The following is a 20,383-nucleotide window of genomic DNA, read 5'->3' as shown; positions in this document are numbered from 1 at the left end:
ATTATCTCGTCATTACCCACGGGGAGGGATAAAAAAATGGCACTCAGTTTTTTCGTAGACGGCAGGCGGGTGAGCCCGCACGCACCAGGGGATCTGTTGTCGGAAGACGCGATTTCGCAACTGCATGGCGATGATTTTATCCGCACCTTCGGCGCGGAAATGTTCAGACGTTTGCCGCTTGCGCAGCAGGCCGCCGTGGTGCGCGCCTGGACCGAAGCTTATTCGGCGAAGAACAAGGAACGGCGTGAGGCGTTTGAGTCGCTGCTCGAGCCGATTCTCGCCGCCGCTTGAACCAGGCTACACCGAGCCGCGTGAAAGCGGCATCCAGCGATAACGCCGTCGTCAGGTAGCAGGCAACATCACGCAATAGCGTGCACGCAGGGGTGAGCACGCTGCCTTAACCTTCTACCTCAACTCGACGAACACGCGAGACTCGGGTTCGCCCAATCCGCGACGTCGTTCGTCACGCCATCTGCGCCATCCGTGATCACGAGACGCAGCGTGTTGCGTCCCGCCACGCTGACCTTCACCGTCTTGATGGGCGTTGCGTTGGCGACGAGCCCGCTATCGTAGAGTTCGACGTTATCGGCCCACACCTGGTAGTCGACCGTGCCGCCGCCTTGCGCCGCGGCGTCGAGCCCGATATCGCTCTGGAAGGTCGTACATTTTCCATTCAGCCGGTACACGAGTTGCGCGGGTGCATTGACGGTCAACCCGTCGATGTAGCTCACGCCATGCACGACCACCGCGCCCGTTGCGGTGGCACCGGTCGGCAAAGGCGAGCCGTTCGGAAACACCTTGACGGCGACGTTGCCCGACTGCACCGCGGACCAGACCCAGCTTTGCAGCGCGAGCGGCCCATTACTGGCAACCGGGTCCGTGCCCGTCAGTTTCACCAGCACGGCGCCGGTGGCAGGGACCGTTTGCGTGAGGCTCTGCGTGACAGTACCGAGACTCGCGCCCGTCAGCACATTGGTGGCCTGCACCGGGCCGCTCAGTCCGAGATTCGCAAAGTTCACCGTGATCGGAGCAGCCGTGGCGCCGCGATTCAGGAACGCGACCGCGCGCGTGCCGGTGGTGGCGAGCGGTTTAGTCCACACCTGTAGCGATCCCGCGCTGTCTGCCGTGTCCAGCACGGCCTGCAGTGCGAGTGCGTCCTGGTTCACTGCGATCACGTTCGCATTGGTGAGCAGGGCTTGCGTCGCGGCACTCTGGCTGCGCACGTCGTTACCGGCATTGAGCCCGCTCGACATGATCGACCACATGATGAAGTGCGCGGTGTCCTGGTCCTGCGTCATGCCGTTGCCCACTTCGAGCATGTCCATGTCGTTGAAATAGCCGGGCACGGCCCACGCCACGTCCGCTGCGCTGGTGTCGATGATCGAGGTCACCGAAGTGAATTTCGCGGAGATGTCCTGCGAGATGCGCGACATGTCAGCGTAGGCCGGTACATAGAGCGTGCCGTCAGAGGCGAAGTTGGTGGGCAGCGTCGTGTTGGCGCTATACGGGTTGATGCTCAGGAACATGGTACGGCCGGTTGCAGCGATGCCCGCACGCATGGCGGGAAATGCCGTGAGACTGCCGCCGCAGTAATCCAGTTTGATGTAATCGACGCCCCAGTTCGCGAAGGTCTGCGCATCGACGCTCTCGTGACCGAGGCTCCCCGCGCCGACACCCGGCGGATAGGAGGGCGGCCGCGTGCCGTGCGCGAGACCCGCGCAGGTATTGGTGCCGCCTGACGTGTAGAGGCCGAATTTCAGGCCCTTGCCATGCACATAGGCGGCGAGGGCCGCGATGCCATCGGGAAAGGTCGTGGCGTTGGAATACAACTGGCCCGTGGTGGCATTGCGGCCGCCTACCCAGCAGTCGTCGACGGTCACGTACTGATAGCCCGCCGCGGCCATGCCGTTCGACGCAATTGCATCGGCGACGGATTTGATGATCGCTTCCGTGTCCTTGCAGCCAAACGTATTCCACGAATTCCAGCCGAGCGGCGGCGTCTTGAAGCGCACTTGCGTGAGGGCAATGCCGGGATCCGGCTGGCCGTTGGAGATCGCGCCCGGACTGTTCACGCCGCCGCCGCAACCGGCGAGGGCGACGCTCAGAGTGAGCAGGAGAAAATTCAGGAGTGCCCTGAATGTCGATCGCGCACGCATGATCCTGTCTCCCATGCGAAGGGTGTCTGCGCCCTCGCATATCGTGGGGATGTGCACCCCCAACTTATGGATCAAGCCTAGACCTCGCCGGAACGCGAATCAATCTCCCTGAGCCGGTGCCACATAGTAGGAGCCCCGGCACGACATCCGTACCGCGCAGCCACGCAGTACAGCCACGCAGTACAGCCACGCAGTACAGCCACACGCGGCGCGCTGCGACGCAGCATGCAAATGATCAGGATAGCGTAATTTATTCTGATTGCACGCCACCCGCGCGATTACGCACGGGCGGGGTCGGCAGGTTCGACCGGCTCGCTAATCTTCGGACTTGGGGGTCCGTCCTTCCTCTTCGTCGCGAAACCACGTTTCGGCGTGCGCGCGCTCGGCAACCCATGAGCGCGATTGCGGCGAGTTGAATTCGCGGTCGATGTAGCGGCGCCCCCATTCCACTCCGTCCCGTGTGGCCTCGTCTTCGTTGAGCCACTCCGGCTGCACCGTTCTTGGCAGCACATCGACGATGGATTGATCGCCGCGCCGCACGCTCACCTCGGCAATCCAGGCGCCGAGCTTGTTTTGTTCAGGTCTTACGATGATTTCAAATTCGCCGTAAAAAACCGAAGAGGCAGACATGGTGTTCTCCTTGGCAGCGTCGCGCGAGTGCGTGTCGTTCGTCCGAGCATTATCATGCCGCAATTTTCGCGCAGCGGCAGCGCCATCTTCGTTGCAGTCGTGCGCATGACGGCCTGGGCGCGGTCTTTTCACGTTCCCTGTAGTCGGAGGAATCGCGTGTGGCAGAAACTGGGAGCATGATGACGACTGGCGCGGCGCTGGCAGCCGCATTCACGCGTAGAGCGGATCAAGTCGAGGTAGACAACCATGTCCGGGCAACACGACGAATTGAGTGAGCAGTTCATCGCGCAGCAACGCCAGCGTCTGGAGGCCATGCGCAAGCAGTTGCTGGGTGGCGAGGAGAGTACGTTTGCTGACGAGCGCACTCAGGAAGAGGAGCACGGCGACGAGGCCCACGAGTTCGAAGAGGAGGCCCAGGGGTCGGCGCAGAAGGAAATCGACCAGGCGCTGCACGACGTGAACGATCAGCGCGTGGCCGACATCGAGCGTGCGTTGCAGAAGATCGACGAGGGCACCTACGGTTTCTCGGATGAAAGCGGTGATCCGATTCCCAAGGCTCGCCTCGAGGTTGCGCCGGAAGCGATCTATACCGTTGCAGAACAGAGTCGCCGCGAAACAGGTAAGTGAAAGGGAGCGGGAGAGGCGCACATGCGCACAGGCAAACACGCGAACAGGCGCACGGATAGGCGGCAACGAGCAGTACGGAAAGAGCGACATGACTGATGGGCGATTGCATCGTTATCAGGGATCGGAAAATTCAATGTTCCGGTCTGCGCAATTCGTTCATAGAATTTAAAACTCGCCCGCGTGTCAGCGTGATCGTGCGCTCATTGCGAGGCGACACCGATGCCTGCACACGCAATGCAGGCATGCGAATCCGCGGTCTGCGTCGCGCGGCAGCGAGCAGTCTGTCGTGCGTGGCGGCACCGCGGCGTTCGCCACTGACGCGCCTGCGTCCCTAGCGTTTGGAGAACCTTTGAAAATCGGCTGTCTGAACTGATAAGGTGAATCTACGATGCCCGCCCTCTGCGAAATCTGTAATGCCCGTCCCGCCGTCGCCCGTGTCACCGTCGTGCAAAACGGTGAGCGAAAAACGATGTCGATCTGCGACTACGACTACCGTCAGTTGATGCGTCACCAGAGCATGGTGAATCCTTTCGACTCCCTGTTAGGCGGCGGTCTGTCGCGTTTCTTTGGCGACATGCACGGCGCCCACGACGACGATGCAGAGGAGGGCGAATTTGCCGCCGAGCTGCCGCGTGAGTCGGTCAACGTAACCGATGCATTCAGCGAGCAGACGCTGGAACTGCTGCAGCGTGCGGCGGAAAAGGCTCACGAACTCGGCCGTCATGAACTCGACACAGAGCATCTGCTGTACGTGCTGGCGGATACCGACGTATGTGCCGCCCTGCTCAAGGAACTGAAACTCTCGCCGCAGGACATCAAGGCGTATATCGATCAACACGCGCAGAAAGGCAAGGGCAACGGCGCGGGCGATGCCAGTACGCCGATCGAAAAGATGACCATCTCGCCGCGCATGAAGAAAGTCTTTCAATATGCCTTCCAGGCGTCGCGCGATCTGGGCCACTCGTATGTCGGCCCCGAGCACCTGTTGATCGGTCTGGCGGCGGTGCCCGACAGCATCGCGGGGGCCTTGCTGAAGAAATATGGCGTCACTGCCGAAGCGCTGCGGCAGAAGGTGGTCAAGGTGGTGGGCAAAGGCGCGGAAGATGGCCGCGTCGATACGCCCACCGGCACGCCCACGCTCGATAAATTCGGCCGCGATCTCACGGCGATGGCGCGCCAGGGCAAGCTCGATCCGGTGCTGGGACGTGCACAGGAAATCGAAAGCACGATCGAAGTGCTGGCGCGGCGCAAGAAAAACAACCCTGTGTTGATCGGTGAACCTGGGGTGGGCAAGACCGCGATCGTCGAAGGGCTCGCGCAACGTATCGTCAATGACGACGTGCCGGAAAATCTGCGCAACAAGCGGCTGGTCGAAGTCAACATCAACTCGATGGTGGCCGGCGCGAAATATCGCGGCGAATTCGAGGAGCGCGCCAAGCAGTTGATCGACGAAGTGACCGCGCGCCAGGATGAACTGATTCTCTTTATCGACGAACTGCACACCATCGTGGGCGCGGGGCAAGGCGGCGGCGAAGGCGGCCTCGATATCGCCAATGTGCTGAAGCCGGCGCTCGCACGCGGTGAATTGAGCCTGATCGGCGCCACCACCTTGAACGAGTATCAGAAGTACATCGAAAAAGATGCCGCGCTGGAACGACGCTTTCAGCCGGTGCTCGTGCCGGAGCCCACGGTGGAGCAGACCATCGTCATCCTGCGCGGTCTGCGCGACAAGCTCGAAGCGCATCATCAGGTGACCTTCGCCGACGATGCATTCGTGGCGGCCGCTGAAATGTCGGACCGTTACATCACTTCGCGCTTTTTGCCGGACAAGGCGATCGACCTGATCGATCAGGCGGCCGCGCGCGTGCGCATCGGCGCGACCTCGCGACCGGCGGACATCCAGGAACTCGAAGCCGAGATCGCGCAGTTGCGGCGCGAGCAGGATTACGCGTCCTCGCGCAAGCGCTACGACGAAGCGAAGAAGTTCGAGGAACGCATCGGCGAAAAGCAGACCACGCTCGACGAGCGTGTCGAAGAATGGCAGCGCAAAACGGGCTCGGAAACGCTCGAAGTCACGGTGGCGTCAATCGCAGAAGTGGTGTCGCGTCTCACGGGCATTCCTGTCACGGAGTTGACTCAGGAAGAGCGGCAAAAGCTGATGGACATGGAGGACAAACTGCGCGAGCGCGTGATCGGCCAGGAGGACGCGGTGATCGCGGTGAGCGACGCCGTGCGCCTGTCACGCGCGGGACTCGGGCAGGCCAACCGGCCTATCGCGACTTTCCTGTTTCTTGGACCCACCGGCGTCGGCAAGACGGAGCTGGCCAAGGCGCTGGCCGAAACGGTGTTCGGCGACGAGCAGGCGGTGATCCGCATCGACATGTCCGAATATATGGAACGCCACGCGGTTGCGCGGCTGATCGGCGCGCCGCCGGGCTACGTGGGCTACGACGAGGGCGGTCAGCTCACCGAGCGCGTACGGCGGCGTCCGTATAGCGTGATCCTGCTCGATGAGATCGAAAAGGCGCATCCGGATGTGAGCAACGTGCTGCTACAGGTGTTCGACGACGGCCGCCTGACAGACGGCAAGGGCCGCGTGGTGGACTTCAGCAACACCGTCATCATTGCCACCAGCAATCTCGGCGCGTCGCTCATCATGGACAACCTCGAAAAGCCCGAGGCCGAGCGCGAGTCCGAGAAGGCGCTGCGCGAGCAGTTGATGGGCGTGCTCAAGGGCCACTTCCGGCCCGAGTTCCTCAACCGGATCGACGAGATCATCGTATTTCACGGGCTCTCGCGCGAGAACATCCGTTCGATCGTGGAGATTCAGCTCGGCCGTGTCGAGCGCACCGCGGCTGCGCAGGACATCACGCTGAAGATGGCACCGTCGTTGGTCGATCATCTTGCCGACGCCGGCTATCGCCCCGAGTTCGGCGCGCGCGAGCTGAAACGGCAGATCCGCCAGGAACTGGAAACGCGGCTGGCGAAGGAGATTCTCGGCAATCGTCTGCAATCGGGCGATACCGTCGACATCTCCTACGACAAGGAAGCTGAGCAGGTGAAGTTCGACAAGGTCGAAGCCGAAGCGCCGGCCAAGCCGAAACGCGCGAGCGGCCGCTCGAAGAAAAAGGCTACCGGCGACGCGGCGCACTCGGAAAGCACAGAAAAAGCGGGTTCCTGATGGACGAGGGCGTGAGCCGTGCACCGGCTCACGTCTTGTTCTCTACGTGCGCAGTTCGCGAAGCTGCCATTCAAAGCTGCCATACGAAGTTGCCATACACCGGCCGCCGCAAAATCTACCGGTGTGCACGCGCATGCGTCTTACGACGATACGAATTTGCTGGCGTTTCATTGCGCGCATTCATGACCACATGCCCAACCGCACTACCAGCCCTGAGCAGCGCCGCCATCACCTCAAGCCAGCGCGTTCAACCCCTCTCTAAGCGGCTCGGCCTCCGTAGGCCGCACGACGCGCGCCACTTCGACGCCATCGCGCAGAAAAATCAGCGTCGGCCAGAGTTTGACCTTGAATGAACGGCCGAGCGGCCGGCCGGGACCGTCCTCGATCTTCAGATGACGGAGCGCCTCGTGCGCAGCGAATGCCTCGCCGATCACGGATTGTGCGCCGCGGCAGTAGCCGCACCAGTCGGTGCCGAATTCGAGGACCGTTGCGCCCGCAAGGGCATCGACTTCGGCCCGCGTGGGCGCGGTGGTGGCATAGGGGGTGGTCATGGCGGATTTCGTACAGGATAACGCCTTCAATGTAACGGAAATCGGCCTGGCCGGCTTGCGCACGCTTGCGCCGGCAGCGCTGCGCGCCGCCACGTCCGCGCAACGCAATGCGTGAATACGCTCGCTCGAGTCGCTCAGCGCACGCATTGCGTGCGAAAATCTCGCACAATTGCGTTGCTGGTCCGCGATCCGGCTGAGCACGTCAGGCTTGTGCGGCGCACCGCGCGGACGTAGCCGGCCAGAGGGCGCGAGACCACGCAACATCAGGTGAGACCAGCCCAATCCAGGGTATTCATGTCGAGGAGAGTGCGGGGATGAAGCCGGACAGTTCAACGGCTGACGCGTTGCGCGCCAGTCTGAATACGACGTTCCTCGCCGGCGGCGGCGAAATGGGAGCGCTGATCCGTGCCTTCGACTGGAGTTCGACCTCGATTGGCGCGCCGGAAAACTGGCCACAGGGACTCAAGACCGCGATCCGCATCATGCTCACCTCGCGCCAGCCCATCTGGATCGGCTGGGGCAAGGAACTCCTGTACTTCTACAACGACCCCTACAAGTCGATCATCGGCGGCAAGCACCCGGTGGCGCTCGGCCAGCCAACCGAGGTCGTGTGGCACGAAATCTGGAACGACATCGCACCGCTGCTCGCCACGGCCCTGAGCGGCGGCGAGGGCACCTTCGTCGAACAGAAGTTCCTCGTCATGGAGCGCAACGGCTTTCCCGAGGAGACCTATTACACGTTCTCCTATAGCCCGATTCCCGATGACGACGGCAGCCCCGGCGGCATCATCTGCGCCAATAGCGACGACACGGCGCGCGTCATGGGTGAGCGGCAGATCATGCTGCTGCGCGAACTGGCCGCCGCCACCGCGGACGCGCGTGTCTGGAGCGACGTGTGCGAGGCGAGCGCCCGTGCTTTGGCTACCAATCCACGTGATCTACCGTTTGCGCTGCTGTATCTCGCCGAGCCCGGCAGCGCCGAGGTGACGCTGGCGGGCGCGAGCGGCATTGCACCGGGCCATCCGGCCGCGCCCACTGCGATGCACGCCGCGCATGACCCCTGCTGGCCGTTTGCCGAGGTGCTGCGAACCCAGACGCCGCAGCTCGTCACGCATCTGGCGCAGCGCTTCGGCGCGGGTTTGCCGAGCGGTCCGTGGCATCTCGAACCGGCCCAGGCGGTGGTGCTGCCGGTCACACCAGGTGGCGAAGCCGCGCGCGGTGGCGTGCTGGTGGTGGCGTTGAATCCGTGCCGTCTGTTCGACGAGAGCTATCGGGCTTTCCTGAATCTGGTGGCCGGGCAGATCGGCGCGGCGATTGCCTACGCGAATGCCTACGAGGAAGAGCGGCGGCGCGCCGAAGCGCTGGCGGAAATCGACCGCGCCAAGACCACGTTCTTCTCCAACATCAGCCATGAATTCCGCACCCCGCTCACGCTGATGCTGGGGCCGCTCGAAGAAATGCTGGCGCGGCCGCTTGAGCGTGACGAGCGTGATGAGCGCGACGAAGCTGACGGGCCGGATGCGCGCAGCACGCGCGCTCAAGCCGACCGCAACCTGCTCGAAATCACGCATCGCAATGGACTGCGTCTGCTGAAACTGGTCAATGCGCTGCTCGATTTTTCGCGCATCGAGGCGGGCCGTTTTCAGATCAACCCGCAGCCCACCGACGTGGCCACTTTCACCACCGAGCTTGCCGCGCTGTTTCGCTCGGCGATCGAAACGGTGGGCCTGCAACTCGTGATCGATTGCGATGCGCGTCCCTTGATCGCGCAGGTGGATCGCGAGATGTGGGAAAAGGTCGTGATGAATCTGCTGTCGAACGCGTTCAAGTTCACCTTCACCGGCTCGATCACGGTGAGTGTGCGCGCGACCCAGGACGGCGGCATCGAGATGAGCGTGGCGGACACCGGCATCGGCATCGCGCCCGACGAAGTCGGCCGGGTGTTCGAACGTTTTCACCGCGTGGCGGGCTCGCCGGGGCGTTCGGTCGAAGGCAGCGGCATCGGGCTCGCGATGGTGCAGGAACTGGTCAAGCTGCATGGCGGCACCCTCAGCGTGACGAGCGAGCTGGGTGCGGGCAGCTGCTTCATCGTGAGGTTGCCGGCGCCCGACGCGCTGTCCGCGCCGGTGGAAGCGGGGCAGGTGGGGCAAGGGGTCACCCAGGCAGCAGCACAGACGGCAGCGAGTGTGGCGCTCGTGCAACCCGCCACCAGCCGTCACGCGCAGGCCTACGTGGATGCGGCGCGCCGCTGGATTCCTGCGGCAGAGGGCCACGCTGAAGAGCTGGGGGAAGCGGAATACGACGAGCCGCAGGCGTGGTTCGATGCCGCGTCAACCGCTGAGGATGCACACGAGGCACATGCCGACATCACCGCAGGCCGCGCCTCGGCGCAGGTCACGGGCCGCGTGCTGGTGGTGGACGACAACGCCGACCTGCGCGATTACATGCGCCGCATTCTGCGTCAGGCGGGCCATGAGGTCAGCGTCGCGATAGACGGCCAGGCCGCGCTCGATGCCGCGCGGGCCGCGCCGCCCGACCTGATCGTCTCGGACGTGATGATGCCGCGCCTCGACGGTTTCGGCATGCTGCGCGCGCTGCGCGACGACCCCATGCTGCGCGAGACGCCGGTGCTGCTGCTGTCGGCGCGCGCGGGCGAAGAAGCACGCGTGGGCGGTCTGGAATCCGGCGCGGACGACTATCTGACCAAGCCGTTTTCCGCCCGTGAATTGCTGGCGCGGGTGGCGGGCAATCTGCATCTCGCGCGGCTGCGGCGCGCCACCGAGCGCACGCTGCGCGAAGAATCACGCACGCTCGAAATCCTCAACCGGATCGGCAAGGCGGTCTCCGCGGAACTCGATCTGAGCCGCGCGGTGCAGATCGTAACGGACGCCGCCACGGAACTCACGGGCGCCGCGCTCGGCTCGTTTTTCTACAACGTGCAGGACGACGAAGAAGGCAGCTATCGGCTGTACACGCTGTCCGGCGCGGCCAAAGACGCGTTCGCCGCGCTGCCCATGCCGCGCAATACGGTCCTGTTCGGTCCCACCTTCAATGGCGAGGCCATCGTGCGGATCGACGACGTCACCAAAGATCCGCGCTATGGTCAGGCCGCACCCCATCACGGCATGCCGCCCGGCCATCCGCCCGTGCGCAGCTATCTCGCCGCGCCCGTCATTTCGCGCACGGGCAAGGTGCTCGGCGGTCTGCTGTTCGGTCATCCTCAGGCCGGCGTTTTCGATCTGCGCGCCGAGCGCATCGTGACCGGGATCGCGGCGCAGGCCGCGATTGCCATCGACAACGCGCGGCTCTATCAGGCCGCGCAGAACGAGATCGCCGAACGCACCAAGGCGCAGAGCGCCTTGCGGGATCTGAACGAGACGCTCGAGCGGCGCGTCACCGAAGCGGTTGCCGACCGCAACCGTCTGTGGGAACTGAGCGAGGATCTGCTTGCGGTGGGCGACTTCGAAGGCCGGCTGCAACGCATCAGTCCATCGTGGAGCGCCACGCTCGGCTATTCGACGCAATGGCTGCTCACGCATTCGTACATGGAGTTGCTGGATGAAAACGGCATCGCCGTGGTCACCGCGTATCTGGACCGCCTGCGCCGCACCGGCACGCCGGTGCGCTACGAGACGCGTCTGCGGCGGGTGGACGGCGCGTGGCGCTGGGTGGCGTGGACCGTGTCGCTCGATCCGGGCACGGGGCTCATCCACGGCGTGGGGCGCGACATCACCGCCGACAAGGAGACCACCGAAGCCCTGCAACACGCCGAGGAAGCGCTGCGCATGGCGCAGAAGATGGAGTCGATCGGCAAGCTGACCGGCGGCGTGGCGCATGACTTCAACAATCTGCTGCAGGTGATCGGCGGCAATCTGCAACTGCTCGCCAAGGACGTGGCGGGCGACGGCATTGCCGGGCAGCGGGTGCGCAATGCGCTCGCCGGGGTGGCGCGCGGCGCGAACCTCGCTTCACAGTTGCTGGCCTTTGGACGACGCCAACCGCTCGCGCCGAAAGTGGTCAATCTCGGCCGTTTCATTCGCGGCCTCGACGACATGTTCCGCCGCGCGCTGGGCGACGGCATCGAGATCGAAACCGTGGTCTCAGGCGGGCTGTGGAATACGCTGATCGATCCGTTCCAGGTCGAAAACGCGCTGCTCAATCTGGCCATCAACGCGCGTGACGCCATGCGCGGCCACGGCCGTCTCACGATGGAAGCCGGCAACGCCTCGCTCGACGATGTCTACGCGCAGCGCAACGCGGACGTGACACCGGGCCAGTACGTGATGCTGGCACTGACCGATACCGGCACGGGCATGCCGCCCGACGTGCGCGAACGCGCCTTCGAACCGTTCTTCACGACCAAGCCGGAAGGTCAGGGCACGGGGCTCGGGCTCAGCATGGTGTATGGCTTCGTCAAGCAGTCGGGCGGCCACGTGAAGATCTACAGCGAGCCGGGGCATGGCACCACGGTGCGGCTTTATCTGCCGCGCGTGCGCCAGGAAGAGGACCTGGAAACGCTGGTGGATGCCGGGCCGTTCCGGGGCGGCAACGAAACGGTGCTGGTGGTGGAGGACGACGAGGACGTGCGCTCGACGGTGGTGGAGATGTTGAGCGATCTCGGCTACCGCGTGCTGAAGGCGAAAGACGCGCAAAGCGCGCTCGCCATCGTGGAAAGCGGCGTGCCGATCGATCTGCTGTTCACCGACGTGGTCATGCCAGGCCCGTTGCGCAGTCCCGAGCTGGCACGCAAGGCTCGCGAGCGCTTGCCCGAGGTGGCGGTGCTGTTCACCTCCGGCTATACCGACAACGCCATCGTGCATGCGGGGCGGCTGGACGAGGGCATCGAACTGCTGAGCAAGCCTTATACGTACGAGGCGCTGGCGCGCAAGGTCCGGCACGTGCTGCGGCGGCAAGGCGGGCAGGTGGACGAGGATGAGGCAGCAGGGCGCGATACACGCGATCACGCGGCTGCTGCTGACGCTTCCGGTGCACGGTCGGCGTCCGCCCTGGACAAGGACACCGTCGAGGCCACGACGACCGCAAACCTGCGCATCCTCTACGTCGAAGACGACGAACTGGTGCGCCTGAGCACCGCCGAACTGTTGCGCACCTTCGGGCTGACGATCTTCGAAGCCGAGGACGAAGCCCAGGCGCTGCGCGTGCTGGGCGAGGAAACCATCGACGTGCTGCTGACGGACGTGGGTCTCGCCGGACGCTCGGGTGTCGAACTCGCCATCGACGCCTGCCGTTTCCGTTCACATTTGCCGGTGGTGTTTCTGTCGGGCTACGATCTCGTGCTGACACCGGCGCAACGGGCTGCGCTGCCCGAGGCAACCTCGCTGCGCAAGCCTTATGATCCGCAGACGCTCGTCAATCTGTTGACGCGCGCAGCCCCGCGACCTCTTTAAACCCTGATCGATAAGGAATTGCCGTATGGACCGCCTGCAGGCCATGGAAGTGTTCACGCGCGTGGTGGAAACCAACAGCTTCTCGAAGGCGGCGGAGCTGCTCGACCTGCCGCGCGGCTCGGTGAGCAATCTGATCCAGGGGCTCGAGCAGCACGTCGGCGTGCGGCTTTTGAACCGCACCACGCGGCAGGTGAGTGTGACCGAGGACGGCGCGGTGTACTACGAACGTTGCGTGAGCATTCTTTCGGAGATCTCGGATGCGGAGTCGTCGCTGTCGAACAAGCGCCAGAGCCCGACCGGCACGATCCGCGTGGACACCTCCGGCACGCTCGCCAAGGCGCTGCTGTTGCCGGCGCTCGGCGACTTCTACGCAAAGTTTCCGCATATCGACGTGCGTCTTGGACTCGCGGACCGCAACATCGATCTGATCCAGGACGGCGTGGACTGCGTGATCCGCATGGGTACGCTCGAAGAGTCGAGTCTCGTGGCGCGGCGCATCGGCAACTCGCGCATCACCACCTGTGCGTCGCCTGCGTATCTCGACGCGCATGGCACGCCGGCCACGCTCGACGATCTGCAGCAGCATCGCGCGGTCAACTATGTCTCGGCGCGCAGCGGCAAGACCTTTCCGTTCGAATACGAGGTGGATGGCGAGATCGTCAAGGTGCCGATCAACGGCGCACTGGCGGTCAACGACGGCACGGTCTACATCACGGCGGGCGCGCTCGGCTACGGCATCATCCAGCCGTCGCGCTTCATGGTGGCGGACATGATCGAGCGCGGTGAATTGCGCGAGATTCTCACCTCGTACGCGATTCCGTCCACGCCGCTGTCGATCGTCTATCCGCACCGGCGCAATCTGAGTTCACGCGTGCGCGCCTTCACCGATTGGGTGACCGAGCTGGCGAAAGCGCACCCGGATCTGGGCGGCGAGCAGGACTAGGAGAGCGGATTGAGCGGGCTGAGCGGAGCGGGCGCATCGAGGCTTACCCGCACCCAGCCGTCTTCCCATCGCACCTGCAGATTGCGGTATTTCCTGAGGTAGTGAATCCCGACCAGCGCGGCCGCGAAGCCCGAGGCTGCGCCCACCGCCAGTGCCCAGCGCGGTCCGAAATGATCGGCCACCCAGCCGACGATCGGCGCACCCAGCGGCGTGCCGCCCAAGGCGATGGCGAGCAGGATGGCCACCACCCGTCCGCGCATGGCGGGTTCGGTGGAGAGCTGGACCAGGCTGTTGGTGGACGTCGTGAAGGTTTGCGTGCAGATGCCGATCATGGTCAGCGTCACGCCGAACAGCACGTAGGTGGGCATGCAGGCCGCCAGCGTGCAACCGCAGCCAAACAGCGTCGCGCTCACCAGCAGCAGGCCGATGTGCGGCCTTGCGCGGCGCGCGGCCAGCAAGGCACCCGTGACCGAGCCGACTGCCATCGTCGAGGTCAGGAGTCCGTACTGACTCGCGCCGGCATGAAATGCCGTGACTGACATGGTGGAAATGAAGATCGGGAAGTTGAGTCCGAAGGTGCCGATCAGGAACAGCATCAGTAGCAGCGCTTTCAGGTCGGGCCGCTTCAGCACATAACGAAAGCCATCGATAAAACCGCTACGGCCACGGCTCGCGGTGAGCCGATGATGCAGCGCCTCGACGCGCAAAAGCTTCAGCGAGCCGAGCACGGCGGCAAACGAGAGCGCGTTGATCAGGAACACCCAGCCGGTGCCCACCGAAGCGATCAACACGCCGGCCACCGCCGGGCCGATCATGCGCCCCGCGTTGAACGACGTGGAGTTGAGCGCCACGGCGTTGGAGAGATCGTCTTCGCCGACCAGTTCGACCACGAAGGTCTGACGCGCGGGCGAATCGAATGCGCTCACGCAGCCGAGCAAAAACGCAAACACATACACGTGCCACAACTGCACGAGGCCGCTCAGCGTGAGCACGCCCAGACCGAGCGCGAGCGCGCCCATCGTGGCCTGGGTGACCAGTAGCAGCTTGCGGCGGTTGAGGTGATCGGCGGCGTAGCCGGTCAGCGGCAAGAGGAGCAGCATGGGACCGAACTGCAACGCCATCACGATGCCCACCGCGGTGGCGTTCCGGTGCGTCAGTTCGGTGAGGACGAGCCAGTCCTGCGCCGTGCGCTGCATCCAGGTGCCGACGTTGGACACGAGCGCGCCCGCCGCCCACACCCGGTAGTTGAAGCCGCGCAGTGACCGGAAGGTGCCTGTCACCGGTGGGTTTCCTTGCGCGCAGGCAGGCTCGCCGCGTTCATCATGCGTGGGTTTTTTCCAGCAGATCGAGCACTTCACGCGTCGTGCCGGTCTCGCCGAGGCGCGGGAAAATCCGCGTGATGGAGTTGTGATGCGCGTCCGCGTTCAGGTCGGTCATCGCGTCGACGGCGAGCGTGATGTTCAAGCCCAGTTCCGACGCGTAACGTGCCGTGGATTCCACGCCAATGCTGGTGGCGACGCCGACGATCACGACCTGTGTCACGCCCTTGCTCTTCAAATATTGCTCGAGGTCGGTGTTGGTGAACGCGCCCCAGGTGTGCTTCGTGACCAGATGGTCGTCGGCCTGCTGCTTCAGTTCAGGCGCGAGATCGGCCCAGTCAGCGGGGAAGCCGTGCGTGCTGCGCGGTTGCTCATTGCGGCCCGGCGCCACGCCTGCCACGTTCACCAGCACGACCGGCAGATGACGCTTGCGGAACGCGTCGAGCACGGTAGCCGCCTGCTCCACGACAGGACCCGTGGGATGCGCGGTGGGCAGCGCGAGAATGCCTTTTTGCAGGTCGATGACGATGAGGGCGGTGTTCGGATCGAGGGTAGTGACTGCCATGAGAATCTCCTTCAGGTGAGAGTGCTGCGACGAGAGGTCTGGATGGGCCGCTTGCGTATGCGCGGCTCGGGATTGCTCGAGGGTGGCCGCCAGCGTATGAATGCACGCGGGTGAATGCAGGCGGTGGCGGATCAGGTTGCAATGATGCGTTTGAGCAGTTCGATGGCGGCGGCGAGCTGTTCCTGTTCGGATGCTTCGAGCCGCGCGCTGATTGCCTTCGACAACCAGTCGTCATTCGCCGCACGACCGCTCTTGATTGCCTTGACGCAGGCCGGCGTGAGTGACAGTACGGTTTGCCGGCCGTCGTTGGGATCGGGCTTGCCGCTGACAAAGCCCACGGCCTTGAGCGCGGCGACGGTTTCACCCATTGATTGCGGACGGATGCCTTCGGCGCGGGCGAGCGCGGTGACAGTGGCGGGGCCCTCACGATCGAGCCGCGACAGCACGCGCAACTGGGTCCACGAGAGGTCGCCGAGATTGGACTGCTCGCGCAGACGCCGCTTCAACTGACCGACCACGACGCGCAACTCGCCTGCGAGCGCCGTGATGCGGGCCACGTCGGTATTGCTCGGGATTTCGCTCATGGTGGGACCTCACGCTGATTCACTGCAAACCACGTGGATGTAAACCACGTGTAAACTATGAAGGCTACCTGCTAAGGTTACCTTCGTAACTGCGCGGCTGTCAAGTGAATGCTTAAAAAGCGCCGGACCCGTGGTCCATGCACGAGGTTTCACCACGCGTGCCGCGAAAAAAAAAGTGGCCCCACATGGGGCCACGCTATACATCTTCATGACAGCGGACGCTGCTGCTTTAACGCAGCGTCAGGTCGTCATCACCGTCACCGACTTCGTGACCAGGTACGCTTCGAGCGCTTCCGGTCCGCCTTCCGAACCATAGCCCGAATCCTTCACGCCGCCGAACGGCATTTCCGGCGTCGGCGTAGCAGGCTGGTTGATCCACAGCATGCCGACTTCGAGCTGTTGCGACAGCATGTGCACGTTGGTGAACGACTTCGTGAACGCATAACCCGCAAGACCGTACGGCAGGCGGTTCGCTTCCGCGATGGCGTCTTCCAGCTTGTCGAAGCCACGAATGGCTGCGACCGGACCGAACGGCTCGTTGTTGAAGACGTCCGCTTCGAGCGACACGTTGGTCAGCACCGTGGGCGCGAAGAAGTTGCCTTCGCTGCCCACGCGCTCGCCGCCCGTGGCGACCGTCGCGCCGGTGGCGCGGGCGTTGTCGAGCACCTTGGCCATTGCCGTCAGACGGCGCGCGTTGGCGAGCGGCCCAAGCGTCGTGCCTTCGGTGAGGCCGTCACCCAGCTTGAGGCTTTCCGCATGCTTGACGAGCGCCTCGGTGAAGGCTTCGCGGATGCTGTTGTGAACGAGGAAACGGGTCGGCGAAATGCAGACCTGGCCCGCGTTGCGGAACTTCGCGGCGCCGGCGGCCTTGACCGCCAGCGTGACGTCGGCGTCTTCCGCGACGATGACCGGCGCGTGACCGCCCAGCTCCATCGTGGCGCGCTTCATATGCGTGCCGGCGAGCGCAGCCAGTTGTTTGCCGACTGGCGTCGAACCCGTAAAGGTCACCTTGCGGATGATCGGGTGCGGGATCAGGTAGTTGGAGATTTCAGCGGGATCGCCGAACACGAGGCCCACCGTGCCGGGCGGCACGCCGGCTTCGACAAAAGCCTGTAGCAACGCGGCAGGCGAAGCCGGGGTTTCTTCCGGTGCCTTGACGAGGAACGAGCAGCCGCACGTGAGCGCCGCGCTTAACTTGCGCACCACCTGGTTGACCGGGAAATTCCACGGCGTGAAGGCGGCGACCGGTCCGATCGGCTCTTTCAGCACCAGTTGCTGCGCTGCGATGTTACGCGGCGGCACGACGCGTCCGTACACGCGGCGGCCTTCGTCGGCGAACCACTCGATGATGTCGGCGGCGGAGAGCACTTCGATACGTGCTTCGCCGAACGGCTTGCCTTGCTCCAGCGTCATCAGACGGGCGATGTCCGAGGCACGCTCACGAACCAGCGCCGCGGCCTTGCGCATGGTGGCCGCGCGTTCGTTGGCGGGCACCTTGCGCCACGCTTCGAAGCCTTTCTGCGCGGCGGCGAGGGCGCGGTCCAGATCGGCGGTGCCGGCGTGCGCGACCTTGCCGATGGGCTTGCCGGTCGCCGGGTTGAGGACCTCGATGGTCTTGCCGCTGGCGGCGTCGCACCACTCGTTGTTGATCAGGAGACGGGTATCGGTATAGCTGGATGTAGCCATGCTGGGTTCCTCTGATTGCGAAAGACGGCCGACCGCCGTGAGCGCGTAGCGGCTTGCGTGCATGTGCACTGGCTGCAGGGTGGCTTGATCAGCTTCGTGCAGTGGCACCGCGTGGCGGACGGAAATGAACTGCTGATCCTTAATATCTTAGCCGATTGTGCCGATCGGCATCGGCGGCTGCCGCGGCGCAGGTCGCGAGGGACATGAAGTGCATGCAGTGCACGAGGCGGTTCAATGGTCCGACGCGGCGGGTGTCACGGTTGCCACGCCATGCGGATGATCGGAAAGGGCCGGCCGGCGGGATCGGTTGCCGAACGGCTGACATCCGTGAAGCCGTAGCGGCGGTAAAACGAATGCGCTTGGTGATTATGTTCGTTGACGTCGACGCTCAGCGGCGCATGACCGTTGGCGTGACCCTGCGCGAGGTGACGTGCCTTCACATGATCGAGCAGCGCCGTGCCGATGCCTCGACCGAAATACACCGGGTCGACGAACAGCATTTCGACGTGGTTCCCGGTCACGCCGATGAAGCCGGCGACACGGCCATCTTCCGCTTCGTAGACCCACACCGGGACGCTGGGCAGATACACGTCGCGAACCTTCGGATAGATTTCGGCGATCACGGCTTCGCCGAGGAACGTATGAGTGGCGTGTACGGCGCGGTGCCAGATGTCGAGCAGTACCGCGTTGTCTGCTTCGCTACGTTCTCTGATCTGGTCTCTAATCTGGTCTCTGATGGACATGGCGTAGGGGTCGCACAGTGAATGAGGTTCCGGCATTTTACGGGCAGTGGTGCGGTTGCTTGCACACCACAACACGCCAGATTCTTCGCGCCAGCGTTTTGTTCTCCGCTATCATGGGTCGCCTTGTTGATACGTTGCTTGTTGATACGTCTCATCAACGAAGCATCTTCGGCATCTGACCCACCGACCCGCCAGGGTCCACCCAGGTCCACTCATTGCAATCAGGAGGTATGGCTATGAAAGCGCTTCATTTCATCACGTCAAGCACGCTTCTCCTGAATCCTTCCATGCAATGGGACCATGATCACGCTCGAATCGAATCCGCTTCGCGAAGCTGCACACGCGCCCGAAAGCCGCGCTAGCCTTTATCTCTCCATTTCGCCTTATACGTCAGGCTTTTCAGGCCTGACGCGTCACTACGGCACGCGCGCCTGTTCCGGCCGCGTGGCTGCCGCGCGTGTCTTTCGCCTGTCGCATGGTCCGCCCCGTCTCTTGCAGCGCCATCCGCGCTGATTCCCGCTATGGCCTGAGCATCCTGATGCAAGCTAACCGCGTCTGAAACCAGACGAACGGTTCGCGGGCCAGGCATGCCTTGCACGTTTGCATCACGCGTTGCGTGAACCACCTCAGGCATAACGATTCGGCATGCTTATCAATAACGTTGCGCACGGAACGTGCGGGCAGCGGGCGTCGACACGTCCATTGCCAACGTCGCCAGCACGTCGTGGTTAGCCTTTCTTTCGTCAAGGAACTATCAATCGTGTCTCGATCACTTAAGCAACTGGGTTTCAACAATTTCTTTTCAGAACAGGCGGAGCGCTATGGCATCGGACAGCCGTATCGCGTCGTCGAGGATTTCGGCTTGCGCTTCGTCGTTTCCGGCGAGAACCCGCAGCAGCCAGCGGGCGAAGCCGGTCACTTCAGGCTCGTGTTCGCCCGCAAGAGTCCGCGCATGCCGATTATCGGCGACTGGATTCTCGGCCTTCCCACCGCCACGGGCGAGGTGGAATTCGTCGATATGCTGGAGCGCGCCACCTGTTTTCAGCGCAGTCATAGCGAGGAGGGCACACAGGCCCGCGCGCAGTTATTGGCAGCCAACGTAGACAAGCTCTTTATCGTCACCTCATGTACCGACGAGTTCAACCTGTCGCGCCTCGAACGTTACCTGCTGCTGGCACGGGTCAACCGCATTGCGCCGGTGCTCGTGCTCAACAAGGCCGATCTGGTGGACGAGCACAGCACGTACATCGAGCAGATCGCCGAACTCGGTCATGGCATCCCGCTATGCGTGGTGAGCACCGTGAGCGAGTCTCACGCAGCGCGCGGCATCACACCGCTCGAGGCGCTGTTGCACGAGGGTGAGACCTGCGTGCTGGTGGGCTCATCGGGCGTCGGTAAAAGCTCCATCGTCAATGCGCTGATCGGTACCCAGCGACAGTCGACGCTCGCCGTCAGCGCCAAGGGCGCGCGTGGCGCGCATACCACCACCAGCCGTTCGCTCTTCGTGCTACCAGGGCGTGGCGTGATCATCGACACACCGGGCATACGCAGCGTCGGCGTGACAGCCGATGAGGACAGTCTGCACGATGCCTTCGAGGACGTGACGCAGTTGATGCGGCAATGCGCGTTTCGCAACTGTGGTCACAACGGCGAAGCGGGATGCGCAATCGCGCTGGCGCTCGATGAAGGGCGTCTGTCAGCGAGACGCCTGAGTTCGTATCGAAAGCTGCAACGTGAAGCGGCCTTCTTCGACGACAAGCAAGCCGCACAGCGACGCCAGCGTGACGAAGGCAAGCAGCGTGCCGCGCGACGCATCAGTCGCGAACGGTTTGAAAGGGAACCGAAATGAAACGCGTTGTATCGCATTGAATGACTCATGCGGCGCAGAAAGAAATGTTGCACTGCGAAGCAATGCCATGAGCTTCGCGCAAGCGCGTGACGATTGAAATGGAGCGTTATTTGCAGCAGTTTTCTGCAGGTTGCTGCATCC

14 protein-coding genes are annotated in these 20,383 nt (G+C 63.7%); 6 read left to right on the top strand and 8 right to left on the bottom strand.

Features of this window, described 5'->3' with window-relative positions; translation table 11 throughout:
• Positions 1 to 36: 36 nt before the first annotated feature.
• Positions 37 to 291 carry a hypothetical protein gene (locus D0B32_RS08915; RefSeq protein ID WP_117333608.1) on the top strand — a complete coding sequence of 85 codons (255 nt, stop codon included), beginning with the start codon at positions 37 to 39 and terminating at the stop codon, positions 289 to 291.
• 119 nt (positions 292 to 410) lie between these two features.
• On the opposite strand, the gene D0B32_RS08910 is transcribed toward D0B32_RS08915, so the two are convergent.
• Both D0B32_RS08910 and D0B32_RS08905 read right to left on the bottom strand, forming a co-directional pair.
• Positions 411 to 2,156, bottom strand: coding sequence for an NPCBM/NEW2 domain-containing protein (locus D0B32_RS08910; RefSeq protein WP_181969764.1), 1,746 nt, complete (start codon positions 2,154 to 2,156; stop codon positions 411 to 413).
• Between the two features lie 315 nt (positions 2,157 to 2,471).
• Positions 2,472 to 2,786 carry a DUF6566 family protein gene (locus D0B32_RS08905; RefSeq protein ID WP_117333606.1) on the bottom strand — a complete coding sequence of 105 codons (315 nt, stop codon included), beginning with the start codon at positions 2,784 to 2,786 and terminating at the stop codon, positions 2,472 to 2,474.
• A 246-nt stretch (positions 2,787 to 3,032) separates the two neighbouring features.
• Here D0B32_RS08905 and D0B32_RS08900 point away from each other — a divergent pair, with 246 nt between their 5' ends.
• Both D0B32_RS08900 and D0B32_RS08895 read left to right on the top strand, forming a co-directional pair.
• A complete protein-coding gene (locus D0B32_RS08900) occupies positions 3,033 to 3,413 on the top strand; it encodes a TraR/DksA family transcriptional regulator (protein ID WP_117333605.1) in 381 nt (126 codons plus the stop codon).
• Positions 3,414 to 3,801: 388 nt separating this feature from the next.
• Complete coding sequence (locus D0B32_RS08895; protein ID WP_117333604.1) at positions 3,802 to 6,594, top strand: ATP-dependent Clp protease ATP-binding subunit; 2,793 nt, start codon at positions 3,802 to 3,804, stop codon at positions 6,592 to 6,594.
• A 233-nt stretch (positions 6,595 to 6,827) separates the two neighbouring features.
• Here the strand turns inward: D0B32_RS08895 and D0B32_RS08890 are convergent, their stop codons facing one another.
• On the bottom strand, positions 6,828 to 7,145 hold the full coding sequence (locus D0B32_RS08890; RefSeq protein WP_117333603.1) for a thioredoxin family protein: 318 nt from the start codon (positions 7,143 to 7,145) through the stop codon (positions 6,828 to 6,830).
• A gap of 314 nt (positions 7,146 to 7,459) precedes the next feature.
• Here D0B32_RS08890 and D0B32_RS08885 point away from each other — a divergent pair, with 314 nt between their 5' ends.
• Positions 7,460 to 12,553 carry a response regulator gene (locus D0B32_RS08885; RefSeq protein WP_117333602.1) on the top strand — a complete coding sequence of 1,698 codons (5,094 nt, stop codon included), beginning with the start codon at positions 7,460 to 7,462 and terminating at the stop codon, positions 12,551 to 12,553.
• Between the two features lie 25 nt (positions 12,554 to 12,578).
• Positions 12,579 to 13,496 (top strand): LysR family transcriptional regulator, encoded by a 918-nt coding sequence (locus D0B32_RS08880; protein ID WP_117333601.1) that lies wholly within the window; start codon positions 12,579 to 12,581, stop codon positions 13,494 to 13,496.
• On the opposite strand, the gene D0B32_RS08875 is transcribed toward D0B32_RS08880, so the two are convergent.
• The 5 genes from D0B32_RS08875 to D0B32_RS08855 all read right to left on the bottom strand — a co-directional run bounded on the left by D0B32_RS08875 (position 13,493) and on the right by D0B32_RS08855 (position 18,393).
• Positions 13,493 to 14,776, bottom strand: coding sequence for an MFS transporter (locus D0B32_RS08875; protein WP_117333600.1), 1,284 nt, complete (start codon positions 14,774 to 14,776; stop codon positions 13,493 to 13,495). The two genes, D0B32_RS08880 and D0B32_RS08875, sit on opposite strands and share 4 nt — an antisense overlap.
• A 40-nt stretch (positions 14,777 to 14,816) precedes the next feature.
• Positions 14,817 to 15,380, bottom strand: a complete 564-nt coding sequence (locus D0B32_RS08870) for an isochorismatase family protein (protein ID WP_117333599.1) — start codon at positions 15,378 to 15,380, stop codon at positions 14,817 to 14,819.
• A 131-nt stretch (positions 15,381 to 15,511) separates the two neighbouring features.
• Entirely contained in the window at positions 15,512 to 15,964 is a 453-nt protein-coding gene (locus tag D0B32_RS08865; protein WP_117333598.1) for a MarR family winged helix-turn-helix transcriptional regulator, read from the bottom strand.
• Between the two features lie 240 nt (positions 15,965 to 16,204).
• A complete protein-coding gene (locus tag D0B32_RS08860) occupies positions 16,205 to 17,650 on the bottom strand; it encodes an NAD-dependent succinate-semialdehyde dehydrogenase (RefSeq protein ID WP_117334139.1) in 1,446 nt (481 codons plus the stop codon).
• Positions 17,651 to 17,904: 254 nt separating this feature from the next.
• A complete protein-coding gene (locus D0B32_RS08855) occupies positions 17,905 to 18,393 on the bottom strand; it encodes a GNAT family N-acetyltransferase (protein WP_117333597.1) in 489 nt (162 codons plus the stop codon).
• A gap of 760 nt (positions 18,394 to 19,153) precedes the next feature.
• Here D0B32_RS08855 and rsgA point away from each other — a divergent pair.
• Entirely contained in the window at positions 19,154 to 20,242 is a 1,089-nt protein-coding gene (gene rsgA, locus D0B32_RS08845; RefSeq protein ID WP_117333595.1) for a ribosome small subunit-dependent GTPase A, read from the top strand.
• The last annotated feature ends 141 nt before the right edge of the window (positions 20,243 to 20,383 follow it).

Source organism: Paraburkholderia sp. DHOC27, assembly GCF_003429005.1.
Lineage (GTDB): Bacteria > Pseudomonadota > Gammaproteobacteria > Burkholderiales > Burkholderiaceae > Paraburkholderia.
This window is presented reverse-complemented; position numbering and strand designations above follow the sequence as displayed.

Excerpts from the sequence above, each read along its gene's own strand:
- D0B32_RS08915 (WP_117333608.1), top strand. The coding sequence starts at position 37 with ATGGCACTCAGTTTTTTCGTAGACGGCAGGCGGGTGAGCCCGCACGCA.
- D0B32_RS08910 (WP_181969764.1), bottom strand. The coding sequence starts at position 2,156 with ATGCGTGCGCGATCGACATTCAGGGCACTCCTGAATTTTCTCCTGCTC.
- D0B32_RS08905 (WP_117333606.1), bottom strand. The coding sequence starts at position 2,786 with ATGTCTGCCTCTTCGGTTTTTTACGGCGAATTTGAAATCATCGTAAGA.
- D0B32_RS08900 (WP_117333605.1), top strand. The coding sequence starts at position 3,033 with ATGTCCGGGCAACACGACGAATTGAGTGAGCAGTTCATCGCGCAGCAA.
- D0B32_RS08895 (WP_117333604.1), top strand. The coding sequence starts at position 3,802 with ATGCCCGCCCTCTGCGAAATCTGTAATGCCCGTCCCGCCGTCGCCCGT.
- D0B32_RS08890 (WP_117333603.1), bottom strand. The coding sequence starts at position 7,145 with ATGACCACCCCCTATGCCACCACCGCGCCCACGCGGGCCGAAGTCGAT.
- D0B32_RS08885 (WP_117333602.1), top strand. The coding sequence starts at position 7,460 with ATGAAGCCGGACAGTTCAACGGCTGACGCGTTGCGCGCCAGTCTGAAT.
- D0B32_RS08880 (WP_117333601.1), top strand. The coding sequence starts at position 12,579 with ATGGACCGCCTGCAGGCCATGGAAGTGTTCACGCGCGTGGTGGAAACC.
- D0B32_RS08870 (WP_117333599.1), bottom strand. The coding sequence starts at position 15,380 with ATGGCAGTCACTACCCTCGATCCGAACACCGCCCTCATCGTCATCGAC.
- D0B32_RS08865 (WP_117333598.1), bottom strand. The coding sequence starts at position 15,964 with ATGAGCGAAATCCCGAGCAATACCGACGTGGCCCGCATCACGGCGCTC.
- D0B32_RS08860 (WP_117334139.1), bottom strand. The coding sequence starts at position 17,650 with ATGGCTACATCCAGCTATACCGATACCCGTCTCCTGATCAACAACGAG.
- D0B32_RS08855 (WP_117333597.1), bottom strand. The coding sequence starts at position 18,393 with ATGTCCATCAGAGACCAGATTAGAGACCAGATCAGAGAACGTAGCGAA.